The following is a 25,921-nucleotide window of genomic DNA, read 5'->3' on the forward strand; positions in this document are numbered from 1 at the left end:
GGACGGGTTCACCACTGCTCGTGCTGCGGGTACAGCGGGAAGTCAGCGGCGAGCTTGTCGACGCGGGCCTGCAATGCTTCGACGTCGGTAGCGGAACCGGCCTTCAACGCCGAAGCGATGATCTCGGCAACCTCGGCGAACTCGGTGGCTCCGAAGCCGCGGGTAGCCAGGGCCGGGGTACCGATGCGCAGGCCCGAGGTGACCATCGGCGGGCGGGGGTCGAACGGAACGGCGTTGCGGTTGACGGTGATGCCCACGGAGTGAAGGAGGTCTTCGGCCTGCTGGCCGTCCAGCTGCGAGTTGCGCAGGTCCACGAGGACCAGGTGCACGTCGGTGCCGCCGGTCAGAACGGAAACACCAGCTTCAGCGACGTCGGCCTGGTTGAGGCGATCGGCGATGATCTTGGCGCCTTCGAGGACGCGCTCCTGCCGCTCCTTGAACTCCTCGCCGGCGGCGATCTTGAAGGCAACGGCCTTGGCGGCGATCACGTGCATGAGCGGGCCGCCCTGCTGGCCCGGGAACACGTTGGAGTTGAGCTTCTTGGCCCATTCCTGCTTAGCGAGGATCACGCCGGAACGGGGGCCGGCCAGCGTCTTGTGCACCGTGGAGGTCACGACGTCGGAATGCGGCACCGGGCTCGGGTGCAGGCCGGCTGCGACGAGGCCCGCGAAGTGGGCCATGTCCGTCCAGAGGAGCGCGCCAACCTCGTCGGCGATGGAACGGAAGGCTGCGAAATCGAGGTGGCGCGGGTAAGCGGACCAGCCGGCGATGATGACCTGGGGCTTCTCGGCAATGGCTTGTTCGCGGAGCTTGTCCATGTCCACGCGGAAGGTGTCTTCTTCAACCTGGTAGGCAGCCACGTTGTAGAGCTTCCCGGAGAAGTTGAGCTTCATGCCGTGGGTCAGGTGGCCGCCGTGGGCAAGGGAAAGGCCGAGGATCTTGTCACCTGGAGTGATCATGGCGGACAGGGCTGCGGCGTTGGCCTGCGCACCGGAGTGCGGCTGGACGTTGGCGTACTCGGCGCCGAAGAGCGCCTTCACGCGGTCGATGGCCAGTTGCTCGGCGACGTCCACGTATTCGCAACCACCGTAGTAGCGGCGGCCCGGGTAGCCTTCGGCGTACTTGTTGGTCAGGACCGAGCCCTGGGCTTCCATGACGGCGCGGGGCGCAAAGTTCTCGGAAGCGATCATTTCCAGGGTGCCGCGCTGGCGGCCGAGTTCCTGTTCCAGAACTGCTGCGATCTCGGGGTCGAGCTCGGCAAGCGGCTGGTTGCTGATGGTCGCGGAGGTGATGGTGGTGGTGGTCACGAAGATCTCCTGGATAGGCAACGGGTATTTCTACAGGTCAGGCTACCGGCTGGGTTTTTTCCATGCCTTTGATTACGGGGCATGGCACAGCGACAGTAAAACGTGACCCTCGGCCCAGGCGTACGATCCGTGGTCTTCAAAATGCCGCTCCCTGGTGGTGCACCACCCAACGCCAGTCGCGACGACTTAAACAGTACAACAGGTGCGCAACGGTAGGCTTTAGCTGTGACTGACTCCACCCTGCCTACGTCTTTTGTTGTAACCCTGTCCTGCCCGGACCGGCCCGGAATTGTGCACGCCGTTGCAGGGGCTTTGTTGGAGGCCGGCTGCAACATCGCAGATTCCCAGCAATACGGCAGCCCCAGCACGGGAAACTTCTTCATGCGGGTGGAAGCCACAACTTCTTCGAGCCAGGCTGAACTGAGTTCGGCGCTGTCCCCGGTGGCCGAAGAATTCGGCATGAAGTGGCAAATCAACCCGGTGGGCCAGAAGGTCCGTACCCTGATCCTGGGTTCAAAGGACGCACACTGCCTCAACGACCTGCTCTTCCAGCAACGCTCAGGAACCCTCCCCATCGAGGTGCCGGCCATCGTCTCCAACCACCGGGACCTCGAAGGCCTGGCGGAGTTCTATGGGATCCCCTTCCACCACATCCCGGTCACCCCGGACACCAAGCCGCAGGCCGAGGCGAAGCTGCTCGCACTCATCCATGAGCACGGCATCGAGCTGACCGTCCTGGCGCGCTACATGCAAGTACTCTCCAACGAGCTCTGCTCCGAGCTCAACGGCAAGGCCATCAACATCCATCACTCCTTCCTGCCGTCCTTCAAGGGCGCCAAGCCCTACCACCAGGCGCATGCCCGGGGCGTGAAGATCATCGGGGCCACTGCGCACTACGTCACGGCGGACCTCGACGAGGGTCCGATCATCGAGCAGGAAGTCATCCGGGTGGACCACGCACGCACGGCCGAGCAATTCGTGCAGATGGGCCGCGACGTCGAGGGCCGCACGCTGGCACAGGCTGTGCAGTGGCACGCAGAGCACCGCGTCCTGCTCGACGGCACCCGCACAGTGGTGTTCAACTAGGCGCCCCACCCAACCAGCTCCCCACCCAACTAACTCGCAGTTGTTGTCGTTTAGAGGCCTCATAACGACACCTACTGCTAGTTAGTTGGGTGTTCTACGCTGGGTCCATGGACGGGACCCGAAGGGCCTTCAGCGACGAAGCCGACTATCACGAGGCGAACCTGGCCGTTTACTACGACCGGCAGGCCGGCATCCAGAACACCCGCGCCATGACCCCGCGTCGGACGGAATGCCGCGACTGGTTTATCCGCCTGCTCAAGGAAGAACACAGGCACTCGCTGTTCGAACTAGGCTGCGGCACAGGCGTCGAAGGCTTGGAATTCGTGCGGGCCGGATTGCACTACACCGGCGTCGACCTGTCCGAGGAGAGCATCCACGTTGCCCGTGCCAAAGGGCTCGACGCCAGCGTTGCCAGCGGCCGGTCCCTGCCGTTCGCCGATGCTACTTTCCCGGCCGTGTGGACTATGAGCACCCTGCTGCACGTGCCCAACGCGGTAATCCACGACGTCGTCAGTGAACTCGTGCGGGTCAGCGCGGCTGGCGCGCCAATCGCCGTCGGACTCTGGTCCGGTGACGATGAGGAAGTCCTCAACCCCGAGGACGAAGACGAGCCGCGGCGGTTCTTCAGCCGGCGGAGCGATGACACCCTGCACCGCATCTTTGGCGCGCACGGCGACGTCGAGCGCTTTGAGACCTGGCCCGAGGGCACAGGAGTCGAGTCGGGACCCGGCGCCGGGAACTGGACGCAGCATTACCAGTTCCTGGTCCTCCGGACTCCTTCGCTTGGGCCCACGCCGCCAGGGTTCCCTGGCCGAGCGAAGCGAGGTTAGGCAGGCGCCGTCATCTAGGCTTGCCCCATGGCTCCCATTTACACGTTCGCCGGGGATACCCCGGCCATCCATGACACCGCCTTCGTGGCACCCACGGCTTCCATCATCGGCAAGGCAACCCTCGGCCAGGACTCGAGCGCCTTCTATGGTGTGTCAGTCCGTGCCGACACCGCCGCCATCAGCGTCGGTGCCGGCTCGAACCTCCAGGACAATGTGGTCCTGCACGCCGACCCCGGCTTCCCCTGCACCGTCGGCGAGCGCGTCAGTGTCGGCCACAGCGCCGTCGTCCACGGATGCACCGTTGAGGACGACTGCCTCATTGGCATGAGCGCCACCATCCTGAACGGAGCCGTGATCGGTACGGGTTCGCTGGTGGCCGCGGGCGCCGTCGTGCTTGAGGGAACTGTCATCCCGCCGCGTTCCTTGGTTGCGGGCGTGCCTGCCAAGGTGCGACGCGAACTGAGCGAAGAAGAGCTCGACGGCGTGAAGCGCAACGCAGCGCACTACCGGGAGCTAGCGGCGGCGCACCGCGGGATGCACGCGCAGGGTTAGTCCAGGCTGATCGGCCCCAGCTCGTCCAACAGGTCACCGGGACCGGGGTTGCCTGCCGCGGACGAACCACCGAGGTGGTTCACCACGCCCCACACAGCGTTCAGCCCTGTGGTGACGGCGCCTTCGGCCCAGCCTGCGGTGAACGAGACGTCGTCGCCCGCAAGGAAGATGCCTCGCTGGCTCTCCGGCAGCTTGTCCTGCTTGAAGTGCGTGAACAGGCGCTGCTGGTAGCGGTAGTGCCCTGGCAGGTTGGCCTTGAAGGCACCCATGAAGTTGGGGTCGGCCTCCCAGGAAACGGTGATGGGCTGGCCCACGATGTGGCTCGCGATGTCCACACCCGGATAGATCTGCTCGAGCGAGTGCAGCATGAGCTTGACGCGTTCCTCGGCGCTGAGCGAGAGCCACTTCAGGGCGTCGTCGTTCCACGTATAGGAGAGCAGGATGACGGCAGGCTTGTCCGGGCCGTCGTCGAGCAGGTACGTCGCCCGGTTGAGCCGGTCGGTCAGCGTCATGGACAACACTTCGCGGCCCGTTTCGGGGTCGATGTCCTTCCAGAACGGTCGGTCCACCATGACGAAGGTCTTGGACGACTGCATGTAGTGCGAGCGTTCGATCGCGGTCCACAGTTCCGAGGGGAACAACGATTCCTGGGTGTGGATGCGCGTGGACAGCAGCCAGGACTGGCAGGTGGTCACGACGGCGGAGTACCCGGTTTCGCGGCCCCAACGCTCGCGCACCATGAGGTCGCCGTCCGCTCCGCGCTCGATGCGGTCCACGGCTCCGCGCGGGGAACCGGAATGCAACGATGCGAGCGAGGTGCCCTCGGGCCAGTGGGCCATGCCCGACGGCGCGTGGTGCCAGAGTGCCTCGGGGAGCCGTTGCGCTCCCCCGGTGATGAGGCGGTGCTGGTCATCGGCGTCGGTGTAGACGACGCGCAGGATTTCGAGGATGGAGTTGGGGAAGTCGGTGTCCCAGCCACCCGTGCCGAAACCTACTTGGCCGAAGGCCTCGCGGTGCGCGAATCCGGCGTCCTTGAAGGACGTGCTTGCGGCGATGAATCCGTAGAAGGTCTGTTCGTCGAGCAGCGGGAGCAGCCCGTTCCATAGCTCCTTGATGCGCTTGGTGTCGCGGACCCGGATCGCCTCCTGCATTTCCTGGAACGCGGCGCCGTCATTCACTGCGGCCTTCCAGGCTGCGGCAACCTCGTGGAAGAACTCCGGCAGCTCAGCCGACGTGGCGGCGTAGTGCTTCTGTCCGGCCAACTCGATCACGGTGCTCGATGTTGCCGGGGCAAGCGGGTTGGGGAATTCCTGGGTGTCCAAGCCGAGGAGTTCCACGTAGTGGTAGAACGCCTTTCCGGACACCGGGAAGCGCATGCCACCGAGGTCTGCCACCACTCCGGGAGCGGACGGGAAGCTCGCGGTGCGCAACCGCCCGCCGATTTGGTCGGCCTCGTAGACAACGGGGCGCAGCCCGAGCTTCATGAGCTCGTAGGCCGTCACGAGTCCCGAAAGGCCCGCACCGATCACCGCGACCTCTGTGCCGTACAGTTCCGGCGGAATGACCGCCAGCCCGTCGGGGTGGGCCAGGTAGTGGTCGTAGCTGAACGGGAAGTCCGGGTTCAGCATGGTGATGGGAGCGTCGGCCGGCGTTGCTTGGGAAATTCCGGCGTCCCCCGCGCGGGGTGTGGGTTCCGTGGGCAATTCGGTGGCGATGGTCATGAAAGTTCTGCCTTCACAGTTTCCGGGTCGGCGACCCTGGCGGATAGTTCACGGTATTCCTGTTCGGTCAGGGCCGCTACCTTGGAGTTCCGGCGTCCATAGCCGAAGTAGAGGGCGATCCCCACGAGCATCCAGCCACCGAACACCACCCAGGTGTCGGCACCCAGGTTGGCCATGAGGTAGGCACACATGAGGGTGCCGAGGACGGGGGTGATCGGGTAGAGCGGTACGCGGAAGCTGCGCTTGAGCTCCGGGCGGTTGCGCCGCAGGTAGATGACGGCGACGTTGACCAGCGCGAACGCGAAGAGGGTGCCGATGCTGGTGGCGTCGGCCAGCGCGCCGAGCGGGACAAGCCCAGCGGTGAGTGCGACGGCGGTGCCCACGATGAGCGTTCCGGCCACCGGAGTGCCGGTGCGCGGGGAGATCCGGCCGAAGACTTCAGGGACCAGTCCGTCGCGGGACATGGAGAGCAGGATGCGGGTCTGGCCGTAGAGCACGGTCAGGACGATGCTGGCGATGGCGAGCACGGCACCGATGGAGAAGACGAGCGCGATCCAGGGTTGGTGGGTGGTTTCCTCGAGGATCTGGACGAGGGCTGCCTCTGTGCCGCCGAACCATTCCCAGGGCCGGGCACCGATTGCGGCCACGGCAACCAGGACGTAAATGCTGGTCACGATCACCATGGAGAGCAGGATGGCCCGGGGCAGGTCTCGCTTGGGGTTGCGGGCTTCTTCGCCAGCGGTGGAAGCGGCGTCGAAACCGATGTAGGAGAAGAACACCCGGGATGCTGCGGCCGAAACGCCTGCGGCACCCATCGGCATGAGAGGTTCGAAGTTGCCGGCGTTGAACGCGGTGAACGCAACGGCGCAGAAGAACAGCAGGATGACAATCTTGATGGTCACGATCGCAGTGTTGATCCAGGCGCTTTCCTTGGCGCCGCGCACCAGCAGGACCATGGCAAGGACCACGATCAGCATGGCCGGCACGTTGACCACGCCGCCGCTGCCCGGTGGCTGGGACATCGCGTCCGGCAGGAACTGCCCGAACGCGGAAAGTGTTTCGTTCACGTATTGCCCTGCGCCGACGGCCACGGCAGCCACGGAGACCGCGTATTCGAGGACGAGGCACCAACCACAGATCCAGGCCATGCCCTCGCCCATCGTGGCATAGGAGTAGGAATAGCTGGACCCGGCGACGGGCACGAGGCCTGCCATTTCGGCGTAGGACACGGCCGAGAACAGGGCGGCCAGCCCAGCGACCACGAAGGAAATCCAGACCGCGGGTCCGGCCAGCGGCACGGATTCACCCAGGATCACCAGGATGCCGGTACCCAGGGTCGCGCCGACGCTGATCATCGTCAGCTGGAGGACGCCGAAACTGCGGACCAGCGGCGTACCGCTTTCGCTGCTTCCGGCTTCGCTGACCATTTGCCCGATCGGCTTGCGGCGCAGGAGCTGCGAACCGAGCCCCGGGCGGCGGGCGGCATTGCCTGCATCCGCATTCGTGGCGTGCGTTGGCTTGGTCTGGGTGGAGGTAGGCACAGTCACCGTTGACGTCCCTTCAGAGTAGTTGGCGGTTTCCCCTGACAACCGTAAGCCTGTGAGCCAGCTCTCACGGCGGTGCAAAATGACCTATAGTAATCAACCATGAGACGTATTGCACAATCAGAAACGACGCCCGGAGCGGCGCTTTCCGGGCATGTCAGCGTTGATCTGTCTGCGATTTCAGACAACATCAAGGCCCTCAAAAGGCGCACCGCCGCGCCGCATTTCATGGCCGTCGTCAAGGGGAACGGCTACGGTCACGGCCTCGTCGATGTGGCCCGCACGGCGGTGGCGGCAGGGGCTGATTGGCTCGGAACGGCCCAGTTGAGCGAAGCCATTGCACTTCGCCAGGCGGGCATCACCGTGCCGGTCCTGTCGTGGCTATATCTGGCATCCCAGACCAGCGCGACCATCCGCGAGGCACTCGAGTACGACGTCGACGTTTCGCTTGGGAGCGTCGGTCAACTTGAGGTGCTGGCCGGGATCGCGGAGCAATTGGGCCGCCCCGCCGTCGTGCACCTGGAGCTGGACAGCGGCCTCAGCCGCGGCGGCGCGCGGAAGGAAGACTGGCCCGAACTCGTGGCCCGGGCACGCAAGGCGGAGCAGGACGGCACGGTGCTTGTCCGCGGCATCTGGACCCACTTGGCCTGGGCCGACGTTCCCGCCCACCCCGGCAACGCCGCGGCCGTCGCGGAGTTCGAAGACGCAGTTGGCGAAGCCCGCGCTGCCGGACTGGACCCGCAGCTGCGGCACGTGTCGAGCTCGGCCAACATCCTGGACCGGCCCGAATTCCACTTCGACATGGTCCGCGCCGGACTGGCGATTTACGGCTTGGCCCCAGCGGACCATCTGGATCCCGCCGACTTCGGACTCCGCCCCGCTTTGAGCGTCACCGCGCCGCTCGTCATGGTCAAGAAAGTCCCGGCGGGGACTGGCGTCAGCTACGAACACCAGGCCATCACGCATGAGCCGCGCTACCTCGGACTCATCCCCCTCGGCTACGCCGATGGTATCCCCAAGGGCATCAGCGGCCGGAGCCTGGTCCATATCGCCGGCCGGAGGGTCCCGGTGATCGGCAAGGTGTGCATGGACCAGTTCATGGTGGACCTCGGCCCGGACGCGTCCGGAATCGAGGTCGGAGACATAGCGGTCTTGTTCGGCGATCCCGCTGGAGGGGCTGCGAGCGCCGATGACTGGGGTGCCGCCATCGGAAGCCATGGTGACGAGATCATCAACCGGATCGCACCGCGACTCCCCCGTGTATATGAGTCCGGTGCCTACGAGTGCCCCGATTACCAGGAGGCAGCGAGCGATGTCGCCTGAGCCGACCCCCAGCCGCCTAAGTTTCGTCACGCTTGAGCAGTTTCTGAAGCAGCTGCCGCCCGAGTTGGAGATACTCCACGACGGGGGCAGCGGCGGGGAACTGCTGCGCTGGGTTGAACCCAGCGAACTGGACGACCCCACGCCCTACCTGCCGGAAGGGGAGTTCCTGCTGACCGCGGGGCTCCCTTTCCTGGGAGAAGGCGGGTCCAGCGAGAACGTCGATGCTTACGTGAAGCGGCTGGTGGGGGCCAAAGTGGCGGCGCTGGGCTTCGGGATCAGGCCGTATTTCGACGCCGTCCCGTCCGAGCTGCTGAAAGCGTGCCGCCGGCACAAGCTCACCTTGATCGAGATTCCCGAGTCCATCCCGTTCGCAGCGATCGGCTTAGAGTTCTCCCAGCTCCTGGAATCGGACAATGCGAAGGTCTTCCGCCAGCTCGCGGACACCAACCGGCAACTCATGCGGGCGGTCCTCTCCCCTCGGCCTGAACACGAGCTGCTCGCCGCTTTGGTCCAGAAGGTGCCCGTCTGGGCACTTCTGGTCGGAGCGGACGGGCGGGTACGTGCGCGCGCCCACGCTGCCGGCGGCAGCACCGGCGTCGAGCATTCACTGCTGGAGCCCATGCTGGAACGGCTCCTTTCGGGCAGCGGGCCGCGAGTCGAGATGGACGGCTTTGAGCAGCCGGGATCGGAGAGGGTCTTTGGCCACCCGCTGCGGAGCACCAAGGACGCCAACCTCGGCGCCCTGATCCTGGGCTCGGACGCTGCGCTGACTCCCGCCCAGAACAGCGTGGTGCAGTCGGTGGTGGGGTTGCTGGAGTTGCTGGTCCGCCAACGGACCAGCGGCTCGCTCGCCCCGAGCCAATTGGCGACGGCGTTGCTGCTGCACCCCGAAAGCCTCGCCAGCGGCGGGACCCGGCACGTCAACGGGCTCAAGGACCTCCTCGCGCAGAGCCTGTCCTCCACGCGATCCGCTCCCCTGCGCGTAGTCCAAGGCATCAAGGTTGACTCTCCCGAATGGCCCGCCGGCGACAGCCCGGTGCGAGAGCTATTGCAATGGCGGCGCCTCTTCGACACCAAACTGGTGGAAATCACCGATTACGGATTCGCAGCGATCACCCGTTTGAAGGTGGACGACGCGCTCCTGGCGGACGTAGAAAAGCTCGGCTGGCGGCTCGTCATCGGAGACCCGACCGAACTGACAGGCCTCGCCGCAGCGCACCAGCGGGTGACCTCGCTACGTTCACGGGTCCAGTCCAGCGGACGGAGCGCCCGCGTCGACGAGGTGACGTGGTCGGTCACCGGGCTCCTCGGCCGCGAGGCCGGGTCGATGCTGGCCGCGAGGCTTCTTGAACCGGTGCTTGCCTTGGAAGCCGACAAGCGCGATCCCCTCTTGGCAGTGCTCCGGGGCTGGCTAAGCGAAAACGGCAGCTGGGACGCCTCTGCCAAGCTGCTGGGGTTGCACCGCAACAGCGTGCGCCGCCAGATCGGGCTGCTCGCCGAACTGCTCGATACGGATCTGAATCAGGCCCAAGTGCGCGCGGAACTTTGGATCGCGCTCCAGTACGCGGACGGGTTGGTGGGCGGAGGGGACGCTTAGTCCCGAGCCCTTCTTGGCTGTCGCCCTGTCTACGTGCGTGCTGCTTAAAACACGTAGACGGAGCCGCCGGCACACGGAGAAACGTCGATTTTGCACGTATTTTGCCGGGTTTCACCACTTAATTTCGCCGTTTGACCACTGAGACGCGGTTTTCGCGGCCTAGCATTCGAGTGCCGGCTACACGGGATCCGCCGGTAGCTCAAATCGAAGTGGAGGAACGAAATGCTCACTACGACCGCCTTGAATGCAAGCAGCACCATGGCAACGGCACGAACCAAGATTGACGAAATGATTGTTCGCTACGATGGTTGGTTTCTGGTGGTTCTCGCCGTCCTGATGGTGCTTGCTTTTGCAATGCTCGCAGCGATGGCCGTCTGGTGTTTGACGCAAGGACGAGGCCGCTTTACTGGCAATTGGAGTTGGAGCCAATGGGGCGTCTCTGTGTGGGTTGAATGCAAGTAACTCCCAGCAAGCCAGCCGTCGTGGTGGCACTGACAACGTGCCACCACGACCAGAGCATCGGAATCACGCCTCATGACTCTCAGTGTTGCCAACGTCAACTACGCCTATAACTCCAGAACCCAAGTGCTTCATGATGTCTCGTTCACGATCGCCGAGGACCAGATCATGGGCCTCATCGGTCCCAACGGATCTGGGAAGTCCACCCTGATAAAGGTCATCCTGGATCTGCTCCAACTTCAAAGCGGCCGCGTCCGCATCGGACCTGACAGCAGTCAGAGCCGCAGCGCCAAGATGTCTTCGATCTACTTGTCGAGCAATGATTACCTCCCTGAGTTCCTCACGGGGGAGGAATACGTGCGTTTCATGCACGGGCTCTATGGAGAATCCATGGATCACGCGGCACTGAGGACGCAATTCGCCAGGTACTCCATGCGCGACAGGCACCGCGACTTGATCGAGGACTACTCACACGGCATGAGGAAGAAGCTGCAACTTATCGCGGCGTTCATGCTCCGGCGAAGGTTTACCGTCATCGATGAGACCCTCAATGGCGTCGACATCGACGCCATCAACCTCTTCGAGCGAGATATCCGACAACTTGCCACAGAAGGCCGATCGGTTCTGCTGTGCAGTCATGACTTCACCATGTTGGAGCACGTCGCTGACGAGCTTGCGCTTCTCATCCAAGGGGCCCTAGTGGTTCAGGCCCCCGTCCGGAAAATTATCGAAGATCACGGAACGATAGCTGACCTTGCCAACGAATTCATCCAGGCAATGGAGCCATCTTAAATGCGCTTCAAAAGCGTAGTTCTCCTGTCTCGATTGTTCTGGCTCTTCATCGTGAGGCGCGTCTTGGGACGAGGCCTGTTGGCCAGCCCGGCTGCTCGGCTTTCTACCATATTCCTGCTCGTTCTCGCGTTCGCGGGATTCAACGTGTTGAGCTATGTGGTCATCCGTCAGTATCTCGGTGGAACCGGCCTGCTTGAGCCGGTTCTTCAAGTGGCCAACGCATCGGTCGGATTTTGGGTACTTATTGCATACACACTGATCCGGGTGCTGTTCATGAAGGCAGATGAGCTTCTGAAGCTCTCCTTCAATCTGCCCGTGACCAATAAGGAAAGGACGATGGCGTTTGCGCTCTTTGAGTCATCCCTCGTTCTCCTTATGACCGTGTTCGTTTTCGGTGCTTTCTCCATTTCAACCGTGTTGATCGAGGGTCCTGATTACATTCCGAGGGTTCTGGCATCCATCTGGTTCCCCGCTATTTCAACCTACTTGCTTCTGAGCCTCGGCTACTACCTGCTTGAGCGTGCTCTGCAGGCCCTCCGTATCGCCCGACTTCGCGGTCTGATAGTCCCGATGGTGCTGGCTTTCGGGCTGGCGGTGGCGTTTCCTCAAACCAACGAGCAGAGCAGCCAGATCGCCGAAAGCTACGTATTGGGGCGCGACTACTTTGCACCTGCATTGCTCTACGCGAAACTGCAGGAAGCCGTTGGGCTCTGGTTATCCATTTTAATCCTCCTTGCGACATCGGCGGCAGTAATTCCGGCAATCGTCGCCACCGCACCCAGGAACTACGTCCCGATGCGTCGCTTCTTCGTCTTTCTGCCTTCACGCTTGGCAGATCGCACGTTCGGCGTTTACATTCTGGTCTTGTTTCGAAGTTTCGAAACGATGGTGGCTATCTCTTTTATCATCATTTATTCAGTCTTCGCCTGGCTCGAGCATTTGGTGTTCCCACCCTACGTCCTCGCTCTCATAACATTTCAGGGAGTCTATGCATTTTCAAACTCGGAGCCCCTGCGGCGCATGGTCACTTATCCGGGCCGCACCGTTGCGAACTACTTACGCCTCGTCGGCTCGCAAGGCGTCCTCTTGATGGTTGTGGGCATTCCAGTCATCACGATTTCCTTGTCGCAAGGAATTACCTTCGAAGCGTGCCTGCCGGTGCTTGGATTGTGTTTGAGCAACATTCTCATATCAACCCTAGTTGGCATCGCTTTCCCTCCTGAGAAGGGAAACCCATTCACTGTCATCATGGGGGTCCTGCTCACGGTGATAGTCGTCATGATTGTGGCGCTCGGCTTGAACGTCTTTAACTTTGATCCAATGATCAGTGCGGGAATTTTCACCGCGCTTAACATGCTCGTCGTCTTTTACAGCATCCTGGGTATGCGAAGAATGGAAAGGATTGCACGCCATGAAGTGGTTGCTTAGATCCATCGTCGGGATGACAGTCTCTTTTGTTGTCACCATGATCGTCGTTGTCGCAAGTTTCATCACCACGATGTTCTCGGCGTCAGAAATAGGAGTCAGGAAATCTGGCCTGTTCGGCGCGCTCTTCTTCGAGCCCCATGCAAAGCCCGACGGGGCGACCGCGTTGGAAATCGGGGTGTCGAACGGCGCGCCCATCGCTTTTGTCTTCGCGGCATCGCTGGTCTTTTATGTTGCCGTTGCATCAGTCCTGGAACGGCTAAAGCTCCACAAGAAGCGACTCCTACAAGCGAACCAGGATTGACTGTTCGAAAGTTCGCCCTCCGGGATGTCACTGCCGGGCTGATAGCCAAGCAACTCATATGGTCATGTAGCTTGCCTTTTGCCGCAGCGGCTCTCGGCTTCACGGCGTGCACCTTCCTGGCCGCCATGACCACTGACCCGATACTTTTCCGGGCTGGCCTGTGGCTTCTTGTGCATGTGCTGTGCCTGCTGTGCGGATTTCTGGTGCATGAGTGGTCTCACGTTGCGGGCATGAGGCTGTTTCACGGGATTTCCGACGTCGTAGTTTCTTCCGGCATCCTTCGCTTCTCCGTCATTCCCGTCGGGCATCTCTACGGGTGGCAGATCGCATTCGTGGCGATACTCGGTCCGGGTGGATCATGCTTGGTGGGGGCGCTGGTTGCACTACTGGCACCCGGTTCATTCCTGCAGTACTGGTTCCTGTTGCATGCAGTCTTTTTTCTGCCATTCTTTGGCGACGGACGCAGCCTCATTCTCGGAATCCGTGCTTGGGCTCGGCCGGTTGGCTTACGCGCGCCCGTAGTCAACCGCTGAGCTACTCATCCACCCCATGCATTCGCGGCCTCAACCTTTCGGAGCAGAACCTTCCCACTCCCGGTACAGCTCCGGGCGGCGTTCGCGCAGGTAGGGCACCTGTTCCCGTGCCGCCCTGACGCTTTCCGTGGAGATCTCGGCGAAGAGCAATTCGGCACCATCCCCGGCGGCAGCGAGCAATGAACCGTCCGGACCGGCGACCACGCTCCCGCCGAGGAAGTCGCAGCCGTCCTCGTGGCCGCTGTGGTTCGCGTAGGCAACGTTGAGCTGGCTCTCCAGTGCCCGGGCCCGGATCAGGACCTGCGGTACCGTTTCGAAGCCAGCGGACAAGGCGGTGGGAACCAGCAGGAGTTCGGCGCCTCGCGTGGCCGAGGCGCGGACCGTTTCGGGGAACTCGACGTCGTAGCAAATCAGCAGCGACGTCTTGATGCCCTTGAAGTCCACGACGCCGGGAGCCGCCTGGGCGGCGGAGAACGCCTTTCGCTCCTCCGCGCCGAAGAGGTGCACTTTGCCATAGTCCAGGAGCACGGTTCCGTGCTCGTCCAGAAGAGTGGCGGAGATATGCCAGCCGCCATCAGCAGCTGGTGCGGGAAGGCTGTAGACCAGTCCGATTCCGTGCGTGCGGGCGATGTCCGCAAGTCGTTCCCGGATGCTTGGAAGCGTTGTGAAATCAAGCTCCGCGTGGAGCCTTAGCGGCGCGTACCCCACCGGGAAGAGCTCGGGGGTCAGCAACAAGGCGGCCCCGGCCGCGGCAGCGCGTTGTGCCGCCGCATCGACCGTCTTCAGATTGGCGTCGATGTCCAGGACAACAGCGTTGGCCTGCAGAACGGACAGCAGCATCATTACCACCTCAATAGCACCTTGCATCCCCGTCAGGCGTTCATGGGAGACACGCCCGGGATCACTCGTCCTTCCAGCCTAGCCAGCAGAAGGCTCGCCACCCGGGACAAAAGGACCTGCGGGCAACCCGCCGGGGATGGTTCGTACAAAACCGGGTCATAGTTCATGATGACGATGCAAGTTCACTCCATTGCGTTAACTTCTTGACTGCAACTGTGATTTGAGGCACGCTTCATGTCATGCCCGCAACATCCAGCTCGACGAAGAGCCACCGCAAGAACCCCGGCTCGCAATCAGCGCTGCGCCACCTGAACCAGCAGCGGCTCATCGAATGCCTGCTGAGCGGCCCCTCCACCCAGGCCGAACTCGCCCGGCAGACCGGCCTTTCCACGGCAACGGTGTCCAACATCGTCAAGATCATGCAGGACGCGGGGCTCGTCTCCACCGAACCGATCACAAGCTCCGGACGACGGGCACTGAACGTCAGGCTCAACAGCAACGGCGCGGTGGCCGTCGGGATCGATTTTGGCCGGCGCCACCTGCGGGTGGTCCTGGCCTCGCTGGGCTATCACATCATCGTCGAGGAAACGGTCACGCTCCCCCTTGGCCACCACGCCGAACAGGGCATCAGCGCCGCCGTCGCACTCCTCAACAAGCTCCTGCTCGAGAGCGGCGTGGACCGAAGCGCGGTGGTTGGCGCGGGGGCCGGCATAGCGGGCCCCATCGACCGCCGTTCCGGCACCGTGGCGCAGGGCGCCATCCTGCCCGAATGGGTGGGGATCCAGATTCTCGAACGGCTGGAGGAAGCCCTAGATCTTCCCGTATACGTTGACAACGACGCCAATCTGGGCGCCCTCTCCGAGGTCACCTGGGGGCCCCATAGCGGGATCAGCAACCTCATGTTCCTCAAGATCGGTTCCGGCATCGGAGCGGGCCTCATCATCAACGGTGCGCCCTACTACGGGGCAGTGGGAATCACAGGAGAAATCGGCCATGCGACCATCCACGAATACGGCGCGATCTGCCGCTGCGGCAACCGGGGCTGCCTGGAAACTATGGCTTCCACCACCACCATGATCGAGCTGCTCGGGAAGGGCTCAGGGCTCCATCTCGAACCCGAGGACATTGTCCGCAACGCCCTGGCGAGGGATCCGGCGACCCTTCGCGTAGTGGACGACGCCGGACTCGCGGTGGGGCGCGCGCTGGGCAATGTGGCGAATCTCATAAACCCGGAAGTCATCGTGGTGGGCGGCCCTCTGGCCGGCCTCGGCGACATCCTCCTGGACCCGATCCGACGGGGCCTCGTCCGCCATGCAGTGCCCGTAATCGGCGAGACAACGCACCTCGCGATGTCTTCGCTCGGCGCCCGGGCGGAGGCCCTGGGGGCGGCCGCTTTGGTGTTCCAGCACGCCGGAATTAAGCAGTCCTAAACATTTCGTTACCACGCTGTTATCGCCGTCTTGCGTTAAAGTCTTGACGACAAGCGGTGTGATCCAGTTTACTTTCTCATCAGATAGGCTCGCCATCCCCGAGCCGACAACGACGTCAAACATTGGAGGCGCGAGGGTATGTCGACCCCCATAACGCACCAGGATCCGGTTCTCCTCGAGATGCGGTCCATCACCAAGGAATTCCCCGGCGTGAAGGCGCTCTCGGACGTGAGCCTCCGGGTCAAGGTGGGCGAAATCCATGCGATCTGCGGCGAAAACGGTGCAGGAAAGTCCACGTTGATGAAGGTGCTCTCCGGGGTTTACCCCTACGGCAGCTACGACGGCGACATCGTGTACCAGGCGGAAGTCCAGCAGTTCAAGGACATCCGGGCCAGCGAACATGCGGGAATCGTGATCATCCACCAGGAACTGGCACTGATCCCCGAGCTGTCCATCATGGAAAACATCTTCCTCGGCAACGAACCCGTCCGTCGAGGCATCATCGACTGGGCCGAGGCCCGCAAGCGGTCAATCGAACTCCTCGCACGGGTCGGCTTGCGCGAAGACCCGGATACCCCCATCAAGGAAATCGGCGTCGGCAAGCAGCAACTGGTGGAAATCGCCAAGGCGCTGAACAAGTCCGTCAAGCTGCTCATTCTCGACGAGCCCACTGCGGCCCTGAACGAATCGGACTCCCAGCACTTGCTGGACCTGATCCTTGGCCTCAAGGGCCGGGGCATCACGTCCATCATCATTTCCCACAAGCTCAACGAGATCGAGCAGATCGCGGACGAGATCACCATCATCCGCGATGGCAAGTCCATCGAGACGCTCAACGTCGTGGAAGACGGCGTCGACGAGGACCGGATCATCAAGGGCATGGTCGGGCGGACGCTCGAGTCCCGCTTCCCGGACCACACGCCGAAGATCGGCGAGGTGTTCTTCGAGGTCAAAGACTGGAACGTTGGGCATCCCCAGATCCAGGACCGCCTGGTCTGCAAGAACTCCAGCTTCCATGTGCGCCGGGGTGAAATCGTCGGCTTTGCCGGCCTGATGGGCGCCGGGCGCACTGAGCTTGCCCGCTCCGTCTTCGGCCACTCCTACGGCCGGTTCATCTCGGGGCAGGTGTACAAGGACGGCAAACCGATCACCATGCGCAGCGTCCGCCAAGCGATCGACGCCGGTCTCGGCTACGTCACGGAGGACCGCAAGAGCCTGGGACTGAACCTCCTGGACGACATCAAGACCACCACGGTGTCTGCCAACTTGAAGAAGATCAGCCGGGGAATCGTTGTGGACACCAACAAGGAATTCATGGTGGCCGAGCAATACCGGAAGTCGCTGCGCACCAAAACGCCGTCGGTGGAGGAAGGCGTATCGAAGCTTTCCGGCGGAAACCAACAAAAGGTTGTTCTCGCCAAATGGATGTTCACTGATCCGGACCTTCTCATCCTGGATGAACCCACCCGCGGAATCGACGTCGGGGCCAAGTACGAGATCTACGGAATCATCCAGCAGCTGGCAAACCAAGGGAAGGGCGTGATTGTGATCTCCTCCGAACTTCCCGAGCTGCTGGGCCTCTCCGACCGTATCTACACCATCTTCGAGGGCTCCATCACTGGCGTACTCAACAAGGACGAAGCCAGCCAGGAAAGCCTCATGAAGCTCATGACATCCAGCCGCAAAGCTGCCTGACCCCGGTCACCTCCAGAACCACACGGACACAAGGACCCAAAACAATGAACGCGCTCAAGAAGCTATTCGGTGGCAACACCCGCCAATTCGGCATGATCTTCGCCCTGGTTGCACTCGTCATCTTCTTCCAGATCTTCACCTCGGGCCGCACGCTCACCCCGGGCAACGTCATCAACCTCTTCAACGGCAACTCCTACATCCTGATCCTGGCCATCGGCATGGTCCTGGTCATCATCGCCGGCCACATCGACCTCTCCGTAGGTTCGGTAGCGGCCTTCGTCGGCATCTCGGTGGCCCTGGCCATCAGGGACTGGCACCTGCCCTGGTACGTAGCCGTCCTGTTCGGGCTCCTGCTCGGCGCCCTGATCGGAGCCTGGCAAGGATTCTGGACGGCATACGTCGGTATCCCGGCCTTCATCGTGACCCTTGCCGGCATGCTGCTGTTCCGCGGTTTCAACCAGTTCGTGGGCAAGTCCAACACCGTTCCGGTCCCCGAAGACTTCCAGTACCTGGGCTCCGGGTACCTGCCCGAGATAGGGCCGAAGACGGGGTATAACAACCTGACAATCCTGCTGGGCCTTATCGCCGTCGCATTCGTGATTGTCAGTGCGATCCGTTCCCGCCGCACCGCCCAGGCACTGGGCGCCGAAGTGCAAGAAGGCTGGGTGATGGTCACCAAGCTCGTGCTCGTCAATGCAGCCATCCTCTACGCCACGTACCTGTTCGCGACTGGCCGCCCCGGCACCTCATTCCCCATCCCGGGCCTTATTCTGGCCGTGCTGGTCCTGATCTACGGTTTCATTTCCGCCAAGACGGTCATTGGCCGCCACATCTACGCAGTCGGCGGCAACCGCCACGCGGCCGAACTCTCCGGAGTCCAGTCCAAGAAGGTCAATTTCATGGTCATGATGAACATGTCCATCCTTGCCGGCCTCGCCGGCATGATCTTCGTGGGCCGCTCCACGGCTTCGGGTCCGTTCGACGGCGTCGGCTGGGAACTGGATGCGATCGCGGCCGTATTCATCGGTGGCGCAGCGGTCACCGGCGGCGTGGGCACGGTGATCGGCTCCATCGTTGGTGGCCTGGTCATGGCTGTCCTCAACAACGGCCTCCAACTGCTCGGCGTCGGCGCGGACCTCACCCAGATCATCAAGGGCCTCGTGCTGCTGGCGGCAGTTGCCTTCGACGTCTACAACAAGACGCAGGGCAAGAAATCGATCATCGGATTGATGATGAAGAACTTCGGCCGGAGCAGCGAAAGTGCCCCGGACGAGACGACCTCAACCAAGGAAGTCATCTCCAAGGAAGCCTGATCGGCTTCAAGACGGCTTGTTCCATCCACAACAAAGAAAGCGAACCAAGATATGCGAATGTTTGGTAAAGCAGGAAAGGCAGCAGCAGTAGCTGCGATCGCGGCACTGGCGCTGACGGCCTGCGGCCGTACGGACAGCGGCAGCTCCGGTGGCTCGTCAAGCGGCAGCGAGGCATTCCCCAAGGGTTCCTCGATCGGCGTCGCGCTCCCGCAGAAGACCAGTGAGAACTGGGTCCTGGCAGAGAAGCTCTTCAACGACGGGCTCACAAGCGCAGGCTTCAAGCCGGATGTGCAGTTCGCAAACGGTGGCGTTTCGGAGCAGCAGAACCAGATCAGCGCGATGATCACCAAGGGCGACAAGCTCATCATCGTCGGTGCCATCGACGGCGCCCAGCTGGGCACGCAGCTCAAGCAGGCCAAGGACGCCGGCGCTACGGTCATTGCCTACGACCGCCTGCTCCTGAACACCTCCAACGTGGACTACTACGTGGCCTACGACAACTTCAAGGTCGGTGTGCTGCAGGGCCAGGCCCTGCTGGACGGACTCAAGGCCAAGAAGCCGAGCGGCCCGTACAACATCGAGCTGTTTGCAGGTTCCCCCGATGACGCCAACGCGAAGGTCTTCTTCGACGGCGCCATGAGCATCCTGCAGCCGAAGATCGATGACGGAACCCTCAAGGTGGTTTCCGGCCAGAAGTCCTTCGAGCAGGCCGTCACCCAGGGTTGGAAGGCAGAGAACGCCCAGAAGCGCATGGACACCCTGCTCGCAGGTACCTACACGAGCGCTTCGCTGGACGGCGTGCTGTCCCCGAACGACACCCTGGCCCGCGCCATCCTGACCTCGGTCAAGGCGGCAGGCAAGCCGCTTCCGGTCGTGACCGGCCAGGACTCCGAGGTTGAGTCGGTCAAGTCCATCCTTGCGGGCGAGCAGTACTCCACCATCAACAAGGACACCCGCAAGCTCGTTGAGCACTCCATCACCATGGTCAACGACATCCAGTCCGGCAAGACCCCGGAAATCAACGACACCAAGTCCTACAACAACGGCGTCAAGACCGTGCCGGCGTACCTGCTGCCTCCGGTCATCGTGACCCTCGCCAACGTGAAGACGGCCTACGTGGACGATCCGGTCCTCGGCCCGATCACCAAGTAGTAGCACTCCTCTAGGCACCACCGACGGCGGCCATCCCCACTCCAGGGGGTGGCCGCCGTCGGTGTGTCCGGCTCCATCCGCCGTCGCGCAACTCTTCACAGGCCCCGCATAGCTTCAGCAGCACAGCCGCACAGCCGCCGTGAGCACTGTTAGGTGAGCAGGCGCGCCGCTGGGGCGGGCCAGGTCCAGAAGGAGAATCGTGAGCGTCCTCGCCCGGAGTGTAGGCAATGCCTTCCGCAACAAGATAAGAACCGCGGCTGTAGTGGCAGTCCTGGCCGTCGCGATCGGGCTGGCGCTTGCCATGCTCGTGGCCAACCAAGCCGTTGGCGGCAAGGTCCAGGAGCTGAACGCCTCCGTGGGCACGGTCCTGACCGTGAATCCGGCCGGCGCGCAGGGATTCGACGGCGGCGGCGAGCCGCTCACCGCGGCCCAGACCGCGACGGCGGCAGCGGTACCGAACGTCGTTTCCGTGGTGGGCACCAAGGCGCTGCGGCTGGAGACCGCGACGACGGCCTCCACCTCGACCACCGGCACCACCGGGCAGCAAGCCGGACCCGGTGGCGGTCCCGGCGGCGGCACGAGCGTCACCACGAACCTTCAGGCAGCCATCGACGCCGGCACGCTCGGCAACCGCAACAACACAAGCGGCAGCACGGGCTCGGGTAGCACCGGAACGGCGCCCACGTTCTCGCTGCCCATCACTGCTACGGGTATCGGGGCCGAGGTGGACACCGCCGGCAAGGCCCTGAACATCACGAGCGGCACAGGCCTGGGCGACTACACCGTCGCCAGCACCAAGGCCCTCGTCGGAACGACTCTCGCGACGAAGAACAACCTCAAGGCCGGCTCGACGTTCACCATCGCCGGCAAGACGTTCACGGTGGCAGGCATCTTCGACGCCGGCACCACTTTCGGCAACAACGCCGTGTACACGACACTCGCCGAGGCCCAGGCCCTCGCGGCGACTCCGGGCGAGCTCTCCAGCATGGTGGTCACCGTCAACAGCATGGCGAATGTGGACGCCGCCAAGACGGCGCTTCAAGCCGCCCTCGGCTCCGGCAAGGCCGACGTCACACAGGGCCAGCGGAACCTCGAAACCGCGGTCAGTTCGCTGGACAGCGTCAAGAACATTTCACTCGTGGCCTTCTTCGCGGCACTCGGCACCGCCGGCTTGATCATCCTGCTCATCATGGTCATGTTGGTCCGCGAGCGCCGCCGTGAGATCGGAGTCCTCAAGGCCATCGGCGCCCGCAACCGGACCATCGGCTTGCAGTTCGTGCTCGAAGCCCTCGTCCTCGTGGCGCTTGGCAGCGTCGTTGGCGCTGCCATCGCCTCCTTCGCCAGCGGCGGCATCGCGTCGGCGCTGATCAGTTCCAACAGCTCGACGACGGCCACGAGCCAGCGCGGTCCCGGCGGCGGAGGGTTTGGTGGTCCAGGTGGAAACCCCTTCGGCGGAGCCTCCCAGTTGCTGACCTCGGTCACGGCGAGCGCCTCCCCCGGCGTCATTGCTGCAGGCGTTGCCGCGGTCTTCGGCGTCGCCGTCGTGGGCGCCTTGGTACCAGCGCTGCTCACCGCCCGCATCCGCCCCATCGAAGTCCTCCGAGGAGAATAGCCATGATTGAAGTCAAAGACCTGGTCCGCCAGTTCAAGTCCGGCGACCGCACCATCAAGCCCGTCAACGGCGTGAGCTTCGAGCTCGAAAAGGGCACCCTCGCCTCGATCGTGGGAAAGAGCGGAAGCGGCAAGAGCACCCTGCTCTCCCTGCTCGGTGCCCTCGACAAGCCCACCAGCGGGGACGTCGTCGTGGACGGAGTCAGCCTGGCCGGGCTCCCCGCCGGCAAACTCACCGAATACCGGCGCCGGGACATCGGGTTCGTTTTCCAGCAGTTCAACCTCATCCCCAACCTTTCGGCAGTGGATAACGTGATGCTGCCCATGGAGTTCGCCGGAATGCGGAAGGCTGCCCGCTTGGAGCGGGCCAGGTCCCTCCTGGAGCAGGTGCAGCTGGATCCGGAGAAACAGTCCCGCCGCATCAACAAGCTCTCGGGCGGCGAGCAGCAGCGCGTTGCCATTGCCCGGGCGCTGGCCAACGAGCCCAAGCTCATCCTGGCCGACGAGCCCACCGGCAACCTGGATGAGCAGACCGGTGAGCACATCATCGAACTGCTCAGTTCCTTGAGCCGGGACCATAACACCACCATTCTGGTGGTGACGCACGACCGGAGCCTGGCTCAGAAGACCGAGCGCCGCTTCAGGTTGCAGCAGGGCAAACTGAGCGAGGAAGCCGTTCGTCCGCGGGTCGCCGCCGGGGCCTGATCGCCTCTTCAGTGCTACAGACGGAGGGCCGGGAATCGCAAGGTTCCCGGCCCGTTGGCCCGAATGCGTCCTGTAAACGCGGCTTGTGCAATGAGAGGATTGGCCGCATGAGTCTGCATATCGCCAAACCGTGGTTGTTCAGCCAGCCGAACCAGGATCCCCGCGCGGCCACTGGCAAGGCCTTGAACTGGGGCATCATCGCCACGGGAGGAATCGCCAAGACCGTGAGCGGCGACCTCGCCCAGCTCGAGGACGCAAACCTCCATGCAGTGAGTTCACGGCGCCAGGAATCCGCGGATGCCTTTGCCGCCGCGCAGGGGGTCACGAAGTCCTATGGCGACGACGGCGGTGTACCCGGCTACCAGCGGCTGCTAGCCGATGACGCCGTCGATGTCGTCTACGTGGCCACCCCGCATGCCCAGCACTTCGAGATCGTCAGGGATGCCCTCAACGCCGGGAAACACGTCCTGTGCGAGAAATCTTTGACCATCAACGGCCGTGAAGCGGCGGAGCTCGTCGCTCTGGCCCGGGAACGGAAACTGTTCCTCATGGAAGCCGTGTGGAGTCGATTCCTGCCCAGCATGCAGAGGGCATTCGCCATTGCCGCGTCGGGCGAGCTGGGCGACATCAAGTGGGTCAGCGCCGACCTTGGATTCCCTGCCCCTTACGATCCCACCGCCCGCATTTGGGCCCCGGCGGACGGCGGCGGAGCCCTTTTGGACCTCACGGTGTACGCCCTGCTGTGGCCCTTGGGCACCCTCGGTTTCCCGCAGTCTGTCAGCGCAATCGGCACTTTGACGGACGACGGCGTCGACTCCCAGAATGCGCTCACGCTGGGTTACGACGGCGGTGCTATCGCCCAGCTGACATCCTCGTTGCTGGCCCATGGGCCGCGCTCGGCATCCGTTGCAGGCTCCAAGGGCTTCCTCCAGACGCAGGGGTCCATTAACAATCCGCGCGAGCTGCTGATTCGAACGGGCTGGGATGAACCCCGGACCGAACGTTTTGACGCGGTCGGGATCGGCTACACCTACGAACTGCGTGAGGTTACCCGCTGTGTCCAGCAAGGACTGACCGAAAGTCCCGTGATGCCCTTGGACGATTCGCTGAACACAATGCGCCTCTTCGACGGGGTGCGATCCCAGCTCGGAGTCCGATACGCCAACGACGTCCGCTGAACTGAATGGGCGAATCCGCCCTCCAACGTCTGGACTAGTTAACTAGTGAGGCCTAGGATGGGAGCGATCGTCGATCCAAGCTGACGCTGGGGGGTGTCGAGATGGAAGCTGAGCAAAGTAAGTCGCGCGTTCTTCATGTTCTCCGCTCCGTCATGCTTGCCGGCGCGGGGGCCGTTGTTTGGATCGCCCTCTCTTCCACGGCAGCCAGCGCTGATTCCGGAAACACCAACAACCACACCCTTCTGGGCGGCGCGAGCTCTACGGTGTCCAACGTGGTGCACAATACGCCAAAGGGGCTTTCCGGAACTGTCAGCAACGCGGTTGCGGCAAGTGTCGCGTCCGTGCCGGCCCCGGCCGTGGCATCCGTTCCAGTCCCCGAGGTCCGGCTACCCGCGGTACAGGTGCCCCCTGTGGTGGTCAACGAGCTTCCGCAGCTGACTGCGAGCGTCGATCAACTTCTGGCCAACACGCCCATGGTGAGCACAGTCCTCCCTGATGGCGCAGTTAGTGCCGCGACTGCAAGCCTCGTATCGCCGGCAGCGCGCGCGGTTGACGGGGTCGGGTCAGGCGTTGGTTCCTTGGTTGGCAGCCTTCCGGTCACTGTCCCGGACGTAACCGTCCCTTCAATCCACATCCCCGATGCCGCCGGAATCGGCGAAGCCCTTGAAGCGGGATCCGCTGTTGCAGGGCCCGCTGGCAGTGTCCCCTTGACGTCGGCTCAGGACGTCGCGACCCCGTTGCTCAGCCTCGCTGGCTCCAGTGGCCTTCCGGGCCTGATGGCAACGCCTTCGAAGTCGACTGTCCGGGCTAGCGGTTCAAACGAACCTTCAGCGCCCTCCGACGGGACATTCCCGCCCGGTGCGCCAGGCGGCAGCGACACCGTAAGCGGCTCTGCGGTCCTTTCCAGCAATCCCTCGGGTGCTTCTGCCGCTTGGCTCCAAGGCACCAAGCTGTTTTACCCCTTGGCTGGGACCATCGTGTCAACAGCTGCGGCCGGCAGAGTTCCGGCTCCGGTGTCGTTTGACCCGGGTTCATCCCCTGACTAGTTCCGCGCCCCGCCGCTTTCCCGGAAGCCAATTCCGGACCGCGGCAAATGGCCAATCCAGGCGCTCCAATGCGCCTTTCGGAACTACTCGTTCAGGAGAACAACATAATGCACAGCATGATTCGCAAGGGGCTGCTTGGCACCCTCTTTGCCGGTGGGTTGATAGCCCTCGGCGCAACTGCCGCGAACGCGGCAGACACCACTACAAGTGCGCTGGGCAATGCCTCAGGCACCCAAGTCGTTGCACCGGTGTCCATTCCGGTGAACGTCGGGTCGACGTCGCTCTCAATCCTTTCGGGCGCCGCGACCACCGCCCCTGCACTCGCCCCGGTTCCGGCCCCGGCGACCAATTCCGGGGGAGCAGCCGTCCCGTCCGGAACCCAGGTGGTGGCTCCGATATCGGTCCCTGTTAATATCGGAGCCACCTCACTGGCAGTTCTGAGCAACTCCGCCCCTGGAACAGCCTCTGGCACCCAGGCGACGGCTCCCGTCAGCGCACCGGTCACCGCTCCAGTCACCGTGGGTGACACCTCGGTCAACGTCCTCAGCACGACACCGACAGGCACCAGCGGAGGCACCGGCGTCACGGCACCGGTGAACGGACTGGCCGCCGTCGGTGACACCTCGGTCAACGTCCTCAGCACGACACCGACGGGCACCAGCGGAGGCACCGGCGTCAGCGCGCCTGTCACCGCTCCAGTCACCGTGGGCGACACCTCGGTCAACGTCCTCAGCACGACGCCGACCGGCACCACCGGAGGCACCGGCGGAACCGGCGTCACGGCCCCGGTGAACGGACTGGCCACCGTCGGCGACACCTCGGTCAACGTCCTCAGCACGACACCGACAGGCACCAGCGGAGGCACTGGCGTCGCTGGGTCGGTGAACGGACTGGCCTCCTTGGGTGACACCTCGGCGAGCCTACTCGGCACCGCGTCGACGGGCACCAATGGAGGCGTCGGATCGCTCTTGAGTGCAGGACTGACGGCACCCTTGGGTCTGCCGAACACTGTCGGCACCGCATCGGTGGGTTTGGGATTGCCCTCTATCAGCCAACCCGTTGTCACCCTGCCCGCCGTCACCCTGCCGGTCGTGAACCTGCCCGTCGTGAACGGGCCGGTCGGATCTCAGGGCTTCGTCGATCCGGCTGCAGCCGCTCCTTCGGTTGAGACACCGGCGGCCCTTGCATCCGGAACTGCAGCACAAGCCAATGCGGCCTCTGTAACTGCAGCGGGTGCTGTTGGGACCGGAACGGCTGTTCTCGCAAGCACCGGCTTCAATGGCCTGTGGTTGTTGTTCGCGGCAGCGCTGCTGTTGCTTGGCCTCATCGTGATGGTGGGCAGCCGGAAGATCCGGGCAACAATTCCCGCATAGTCACCGGCTCGGGCTTCTCCACCGCATCGGATGTAGCCCGCTTGCAGCTCCTCCGCAGGGCAAACAGCCCCGCGGAGGAGCTCACGCGTGAACATAGGGACTTCT

At 63.3% G+C, this 25,921-nt stretch carries 23 protein-coding genes and 1 riboswitch; of the genes, 19 read left to right on the forward strand and 4 right to left on the reverse strand.

Features of this window, described 5'->3' with window-relative positions; all coding sequences use genetic code 11:
- Nucleotides 1-8 precede the first annotated feature (8 nt).
- Nucleotides 9-1,307 (reverse strand): serine hydroxymethyltransferase, encoded by a 1,299-nt coding sequence (glyA, locus tag AC3WJM_RS09355; RefSeq protein WP_307053159.1) that lies wholly within the window; start codon nucleotides 1,305-1,307, stop codon nucleotides 9-11.
- A gap of 105 nt (nucleotides 1,308-1,412) precedes the next feature.
- Nucleotides 1,413-1,497: riboswitch (ZMP/ZTP riboswitch) on the reverse strand.
- Nucleotides 1,498-1,532: 35 nt separating this feature from the next.
- On the opposite strand from glyA, the gene purU reads away from it, so the two are divergent.
- The 3 genes from purU to AC3WJM_RS09370 all read left to right on the forward strand — a co-directional run bounded on the left by purU (nucleotide 1,533) and on the right by AC3WJM_RS09370 (nucleotide 3,775).
- A complete protein-coding gene (purU, locus tag AC3WJM_RS09360) occupies nucleotides 1,533-2,393 on the forward strand; it encodes a formyltetrahydrofolate deformylase (protein WP_492271718.1) in 861 nt (286 codons plus the stop codon).
- A gap of 107 nt (nucleotides 2,394-2,500) precedes the next feature.
- Nucleotides 2,501-3,223 (forward strand): class I SAM-dependent methyltransferase, encoded by a 723-nt coding sequence (locus AC3WJM_RS09365; RefSeq protein WP_492271719.1) that lies wholly within the window; start codon nucleotides 2,501-2,503, stop codon nucleotides 3,221-3,223.
- Nucleotides 3,224-3,250: 27 nt separating this feature from the next.
- Nucleotides 3,251-3,775 carry a gamma carbonic anhydrase family protein gene (locus AC3WJM_RS09370; protein WP_306964061.1) on the forward strand — a complete coding sequence of 175 codons (525 nt, stop codon included), beginning with the start codon at nucleotides 3,251-3,253 and terminating at the stop codon, nucleotides 3,773-3,775.
- On the opposite strand, the gene AC3WJM_RS09375 is transcribed toward AC3WJM_RS09370, so the two are convergent.
- A complete protein-coding gene (locus tag AC3WJM_RS09375) occupies nucleotides 3,772-5,496 on the reverse strand; it encodes a flavin monoamine oxidase family protein (RefSeq protein ID WP_441433652.1) in 1,725 nt (574 codons plus the stop codon). The genes AC3WJM_RS09370 and AC3WJM_RS09375 overlap by 4 nt on opposite strands.
- On the reverse strand, nucleotides 5,493-6,923 hold the full coding sequence (locus tag AC3WJM_RS09380) for an amino acid permease (protein WP_492271754.1): 1,431 nt from the start codon (nucleotides 6,921-6,923) through the stop codon (nucleotides 5,493-5,495). Before AC3WJM_RS09380 ends, AC3WJM_RS09375 begins: the two co-directional genes overlap by 4 nt.
- Before the next feature lie 219 nt (nucleotides 6,924-7,142).
- On the opposite strand from AC3WJM_RS09380, the gene alr reads away from it, so the two are divergent.
- From alr to AC3WJM_RS09415, 7 genes are all read left to right on the forward strand, one after another.
- Nucleotides 7,143-8,363, forward strand: coding sequence for an alanine racemase (gene alr, locus AC3WJM_RS09385; protein WP_492271720.1), 1,221 nt, complete (start codon nucleotides 7,143-7,145; stop codon nucleotides 8,361-8,363).
- The gene (locus AC3WJM_RS09390) at nucleotides 8,353-9,960 is read left to right on the forward strand and encodes a PucR family transcriptional regulator (protein ID WP_492271721.1); all 1,608 of its coding nucleotides are present in this window, start codon (nucleotides 8,353-8,355) and stop codon (nucleotides 9,958-9,960) included. The genes alr and AC3WJM_RS09390 overlap by 11 nt, the downstream gene beginning before the upstream one ends.
- 222 nt (nucleotides 9,961-10,182) lie before the next feature.
- Nucleotides 10,183-10,422 (forward strand): hypothetical protein, encoded by a 240-nt coding sequence (locus tag AC3WJM_RS09395; RefSeq protein WP_415986811.1) that lies wholly within the window; start codon nucleotides 10,183-10,185, stop codon nucleotides 10,420-10,422.
- Between the two features lie 72 nt (nucleotides 10,423-10,494).
- Nucleotides 10,495-11,211 (forward strand): ATP-binding cassette domain-containing protein, encoded by a 717-nt coding sequence (locus AC3WJM_RS09400; RefSeq protein ID WP_307053066.1) that lies wholly within the window; start codon nucleotides 10,495-10,497, stop codon nucleotides 11,209-11,211.
- The gene (locus tag AC3WJM_RS09405) at nucleotides 11,212-12,639 is read left to right on the forward strand and encodes a hypothetical protein (protein ID WP_492271722.1); all 1,428 of its coding nucleotides are present in this window, start codon (nucleotides 11,212-11,214) and stop codon (nucleotides 12,637-12,639) included.
- On the forward strand, nucleotides 12,623-12,940 hold the full coding sequence (locus AC3WJM_RS09410; protein ID WP_307053064.1) for a hypothetical protein: 318 nt from the start codon (nucleotides 12,623-12,625) through the stop codon (nucleotides 12,938-12,940). The genes AC3WJM_RS09405 and AC3WJM_RS09410 overlap by 17 nt, the downstream gene beginning before the upstream one ends.
- A 71-nt stretch (nucleotides 12,941-13,011) precedes the next feature.
- The gene (locus AC3WJM_RS09415; protein ID WP_492271723.1) at nucleotides 13,012-13,473 is read left to right on the forward strand and encodes a hypothetical protein; all 462 of its coding nucleotides are present in this window, start codon (nucleotides 13,012-13,014) and stop codon (nucleotides 13,471-13,473) included.
- A gap of 30 nt (nucleotides 13,474-13,503) precedes the next feature.
- On the opposite strand, the gene AC3WJM_RS09420 is transcribed toward AC3WJM_RS09415, so the two are convergent.
- Nucleotides 13,504-14,313 carry a carbon-nitrogen hydrolase family protein gene (locus AC3WJM_RS09420; RefSeq protein ID WP_492271724.1) on the reverse strand — a complete coding sequence of 270 codons (810 nt, stop codon included), beginning with the start codon at nucleotides 14,311-14,313 and terminating at the stop codon, nucleotides 13,504-13,506.
- Nucleotides 14,314-14,552: 239 nt separating this feature from the next.
- On the opposite strand from AC3WJM_RS09420, the gene AC3WJM_RS09425 reads away from it, so the two are divergent.
- The 9 genes from AC3WJM_RS09425 to AC3WJM_RS09465 all read left to right on the forward strand — a co-directional run bounded on the left by AC3WJM_RS09425 (nucleotide 14,553) and on the right by AC3WJM_RS09465 (nucleotide 25,816).
- Complete coding sequence (locus tag AC3WJM_RS09425; protein WP_284992024.1) at nucleotides 14,553-15,743, forward strand: ROK family transcriptional regulator; 1,191 nt, start codon at nucleotides 14,553-14,555, stop codon at nucleotides 15,741-15,743.
- Between the two features lie 138 nt (nucleotides 15,744-15,881).
- Entirely contained in the window at nucleotides 15,882-17,438 is a 1,557-nt protein-coding gene (gene mmsA / locus AC3WJM_RS09430; RefSeq protein ID WP_441413964.1) for a multiple monosaccharide ABC transporter ATP-binding protein, read from the forward strand.
- Nucleotides 17,439-17,482: 44 nt separating this feature from the next.
- Entirely contained in the window at nucleotides 17,483-18,751 is a 1,269-nt protein-coding gene (gene mmsB, locus AC3WJM_RS09435) for a multiple monosaccharide ABC transporter permease (RefSeq protein ID WP_059388014.1), read from the forward strand.
- Between the two features lie 51 nt (nucleotides 18,752-18,802).
- Nucleotides 18,803-19,903 (forward strand): substrate-binding domain-containing protein, encoded by a 1,101-nt coding sequence (locus tag AC3WJM_RS09440; protein ID WP_059388015.1) that lies wholly within the window; start codon nucleotides 18,803-18,805, stop codon nucleotides 19,901-19,903.
- A 199-nt stretch (nucleotides 19,904-20,102) separates the two neighbouring features.
- Nucleotides 20,103-21,515: an ABC transporter permease gene (locus tag AC3WJM_RS09445; RefSeq protein WP_332601558.1), complete on the forward strand. Its 1,413-nt coding sequence runs from the start codon at nucleotides 20,103-20,105 to the stop codon at nucleotides 21,513-21,515.
- 2 nt (nucleotides 21,516-21,517) lie between these two features.
- Nucleotides 21,518-22,219, forward strand: a complete 702-nt coding sequence (locus tag AC3WJM_RS09450; protein WP_059388016.1) for an ABC transporter ATP-binding protein — start codon at nucleotides 21,518-21,520, stop codon at nucleotides 22,217-22,219.
- Nucleotides 22,220-22,326: 107 nt separating this feature from the next.
- A complete protein-coding gene (locus AC3WJM_RS09455; RefSeq protein ID WP_492271725.1) occupies nucleotides 22,327-23,397 on the forward strand; it encodes a Gfo/Idh/MocA family protein in 1,071 nt (356 codons plus the stop codon).
- 101 nt (nucleotides 23,398-23,498) lie between these two features.
- A complete protein-coding gene (locus tag AC3WJM_RS09460; RefSeq protein WP_306964035.1) occupies nucleotides 23,499-24,443 on the forward strand; it encodes a hypothetical protein in 945 nt (314 codons plus the stop codon).
- Between the two features lie 107 nt (nucleotides 24,444-24,550).
- Entirely contained in the window at nucleotides 24,551-25,816 is a 1,266-nt protein-coding gene (locus AC3WJM_RS09465; protein ID WP_492271726.1) for a DUF320 domain-containing protein, read from the forward strand.
- Nucleotides 25,817-25,921 lie beyond the last annotated feature (105 nt).

The organism is Arthrobacter sp. FW306-1B-G06A (assembly GCF_058781765.1).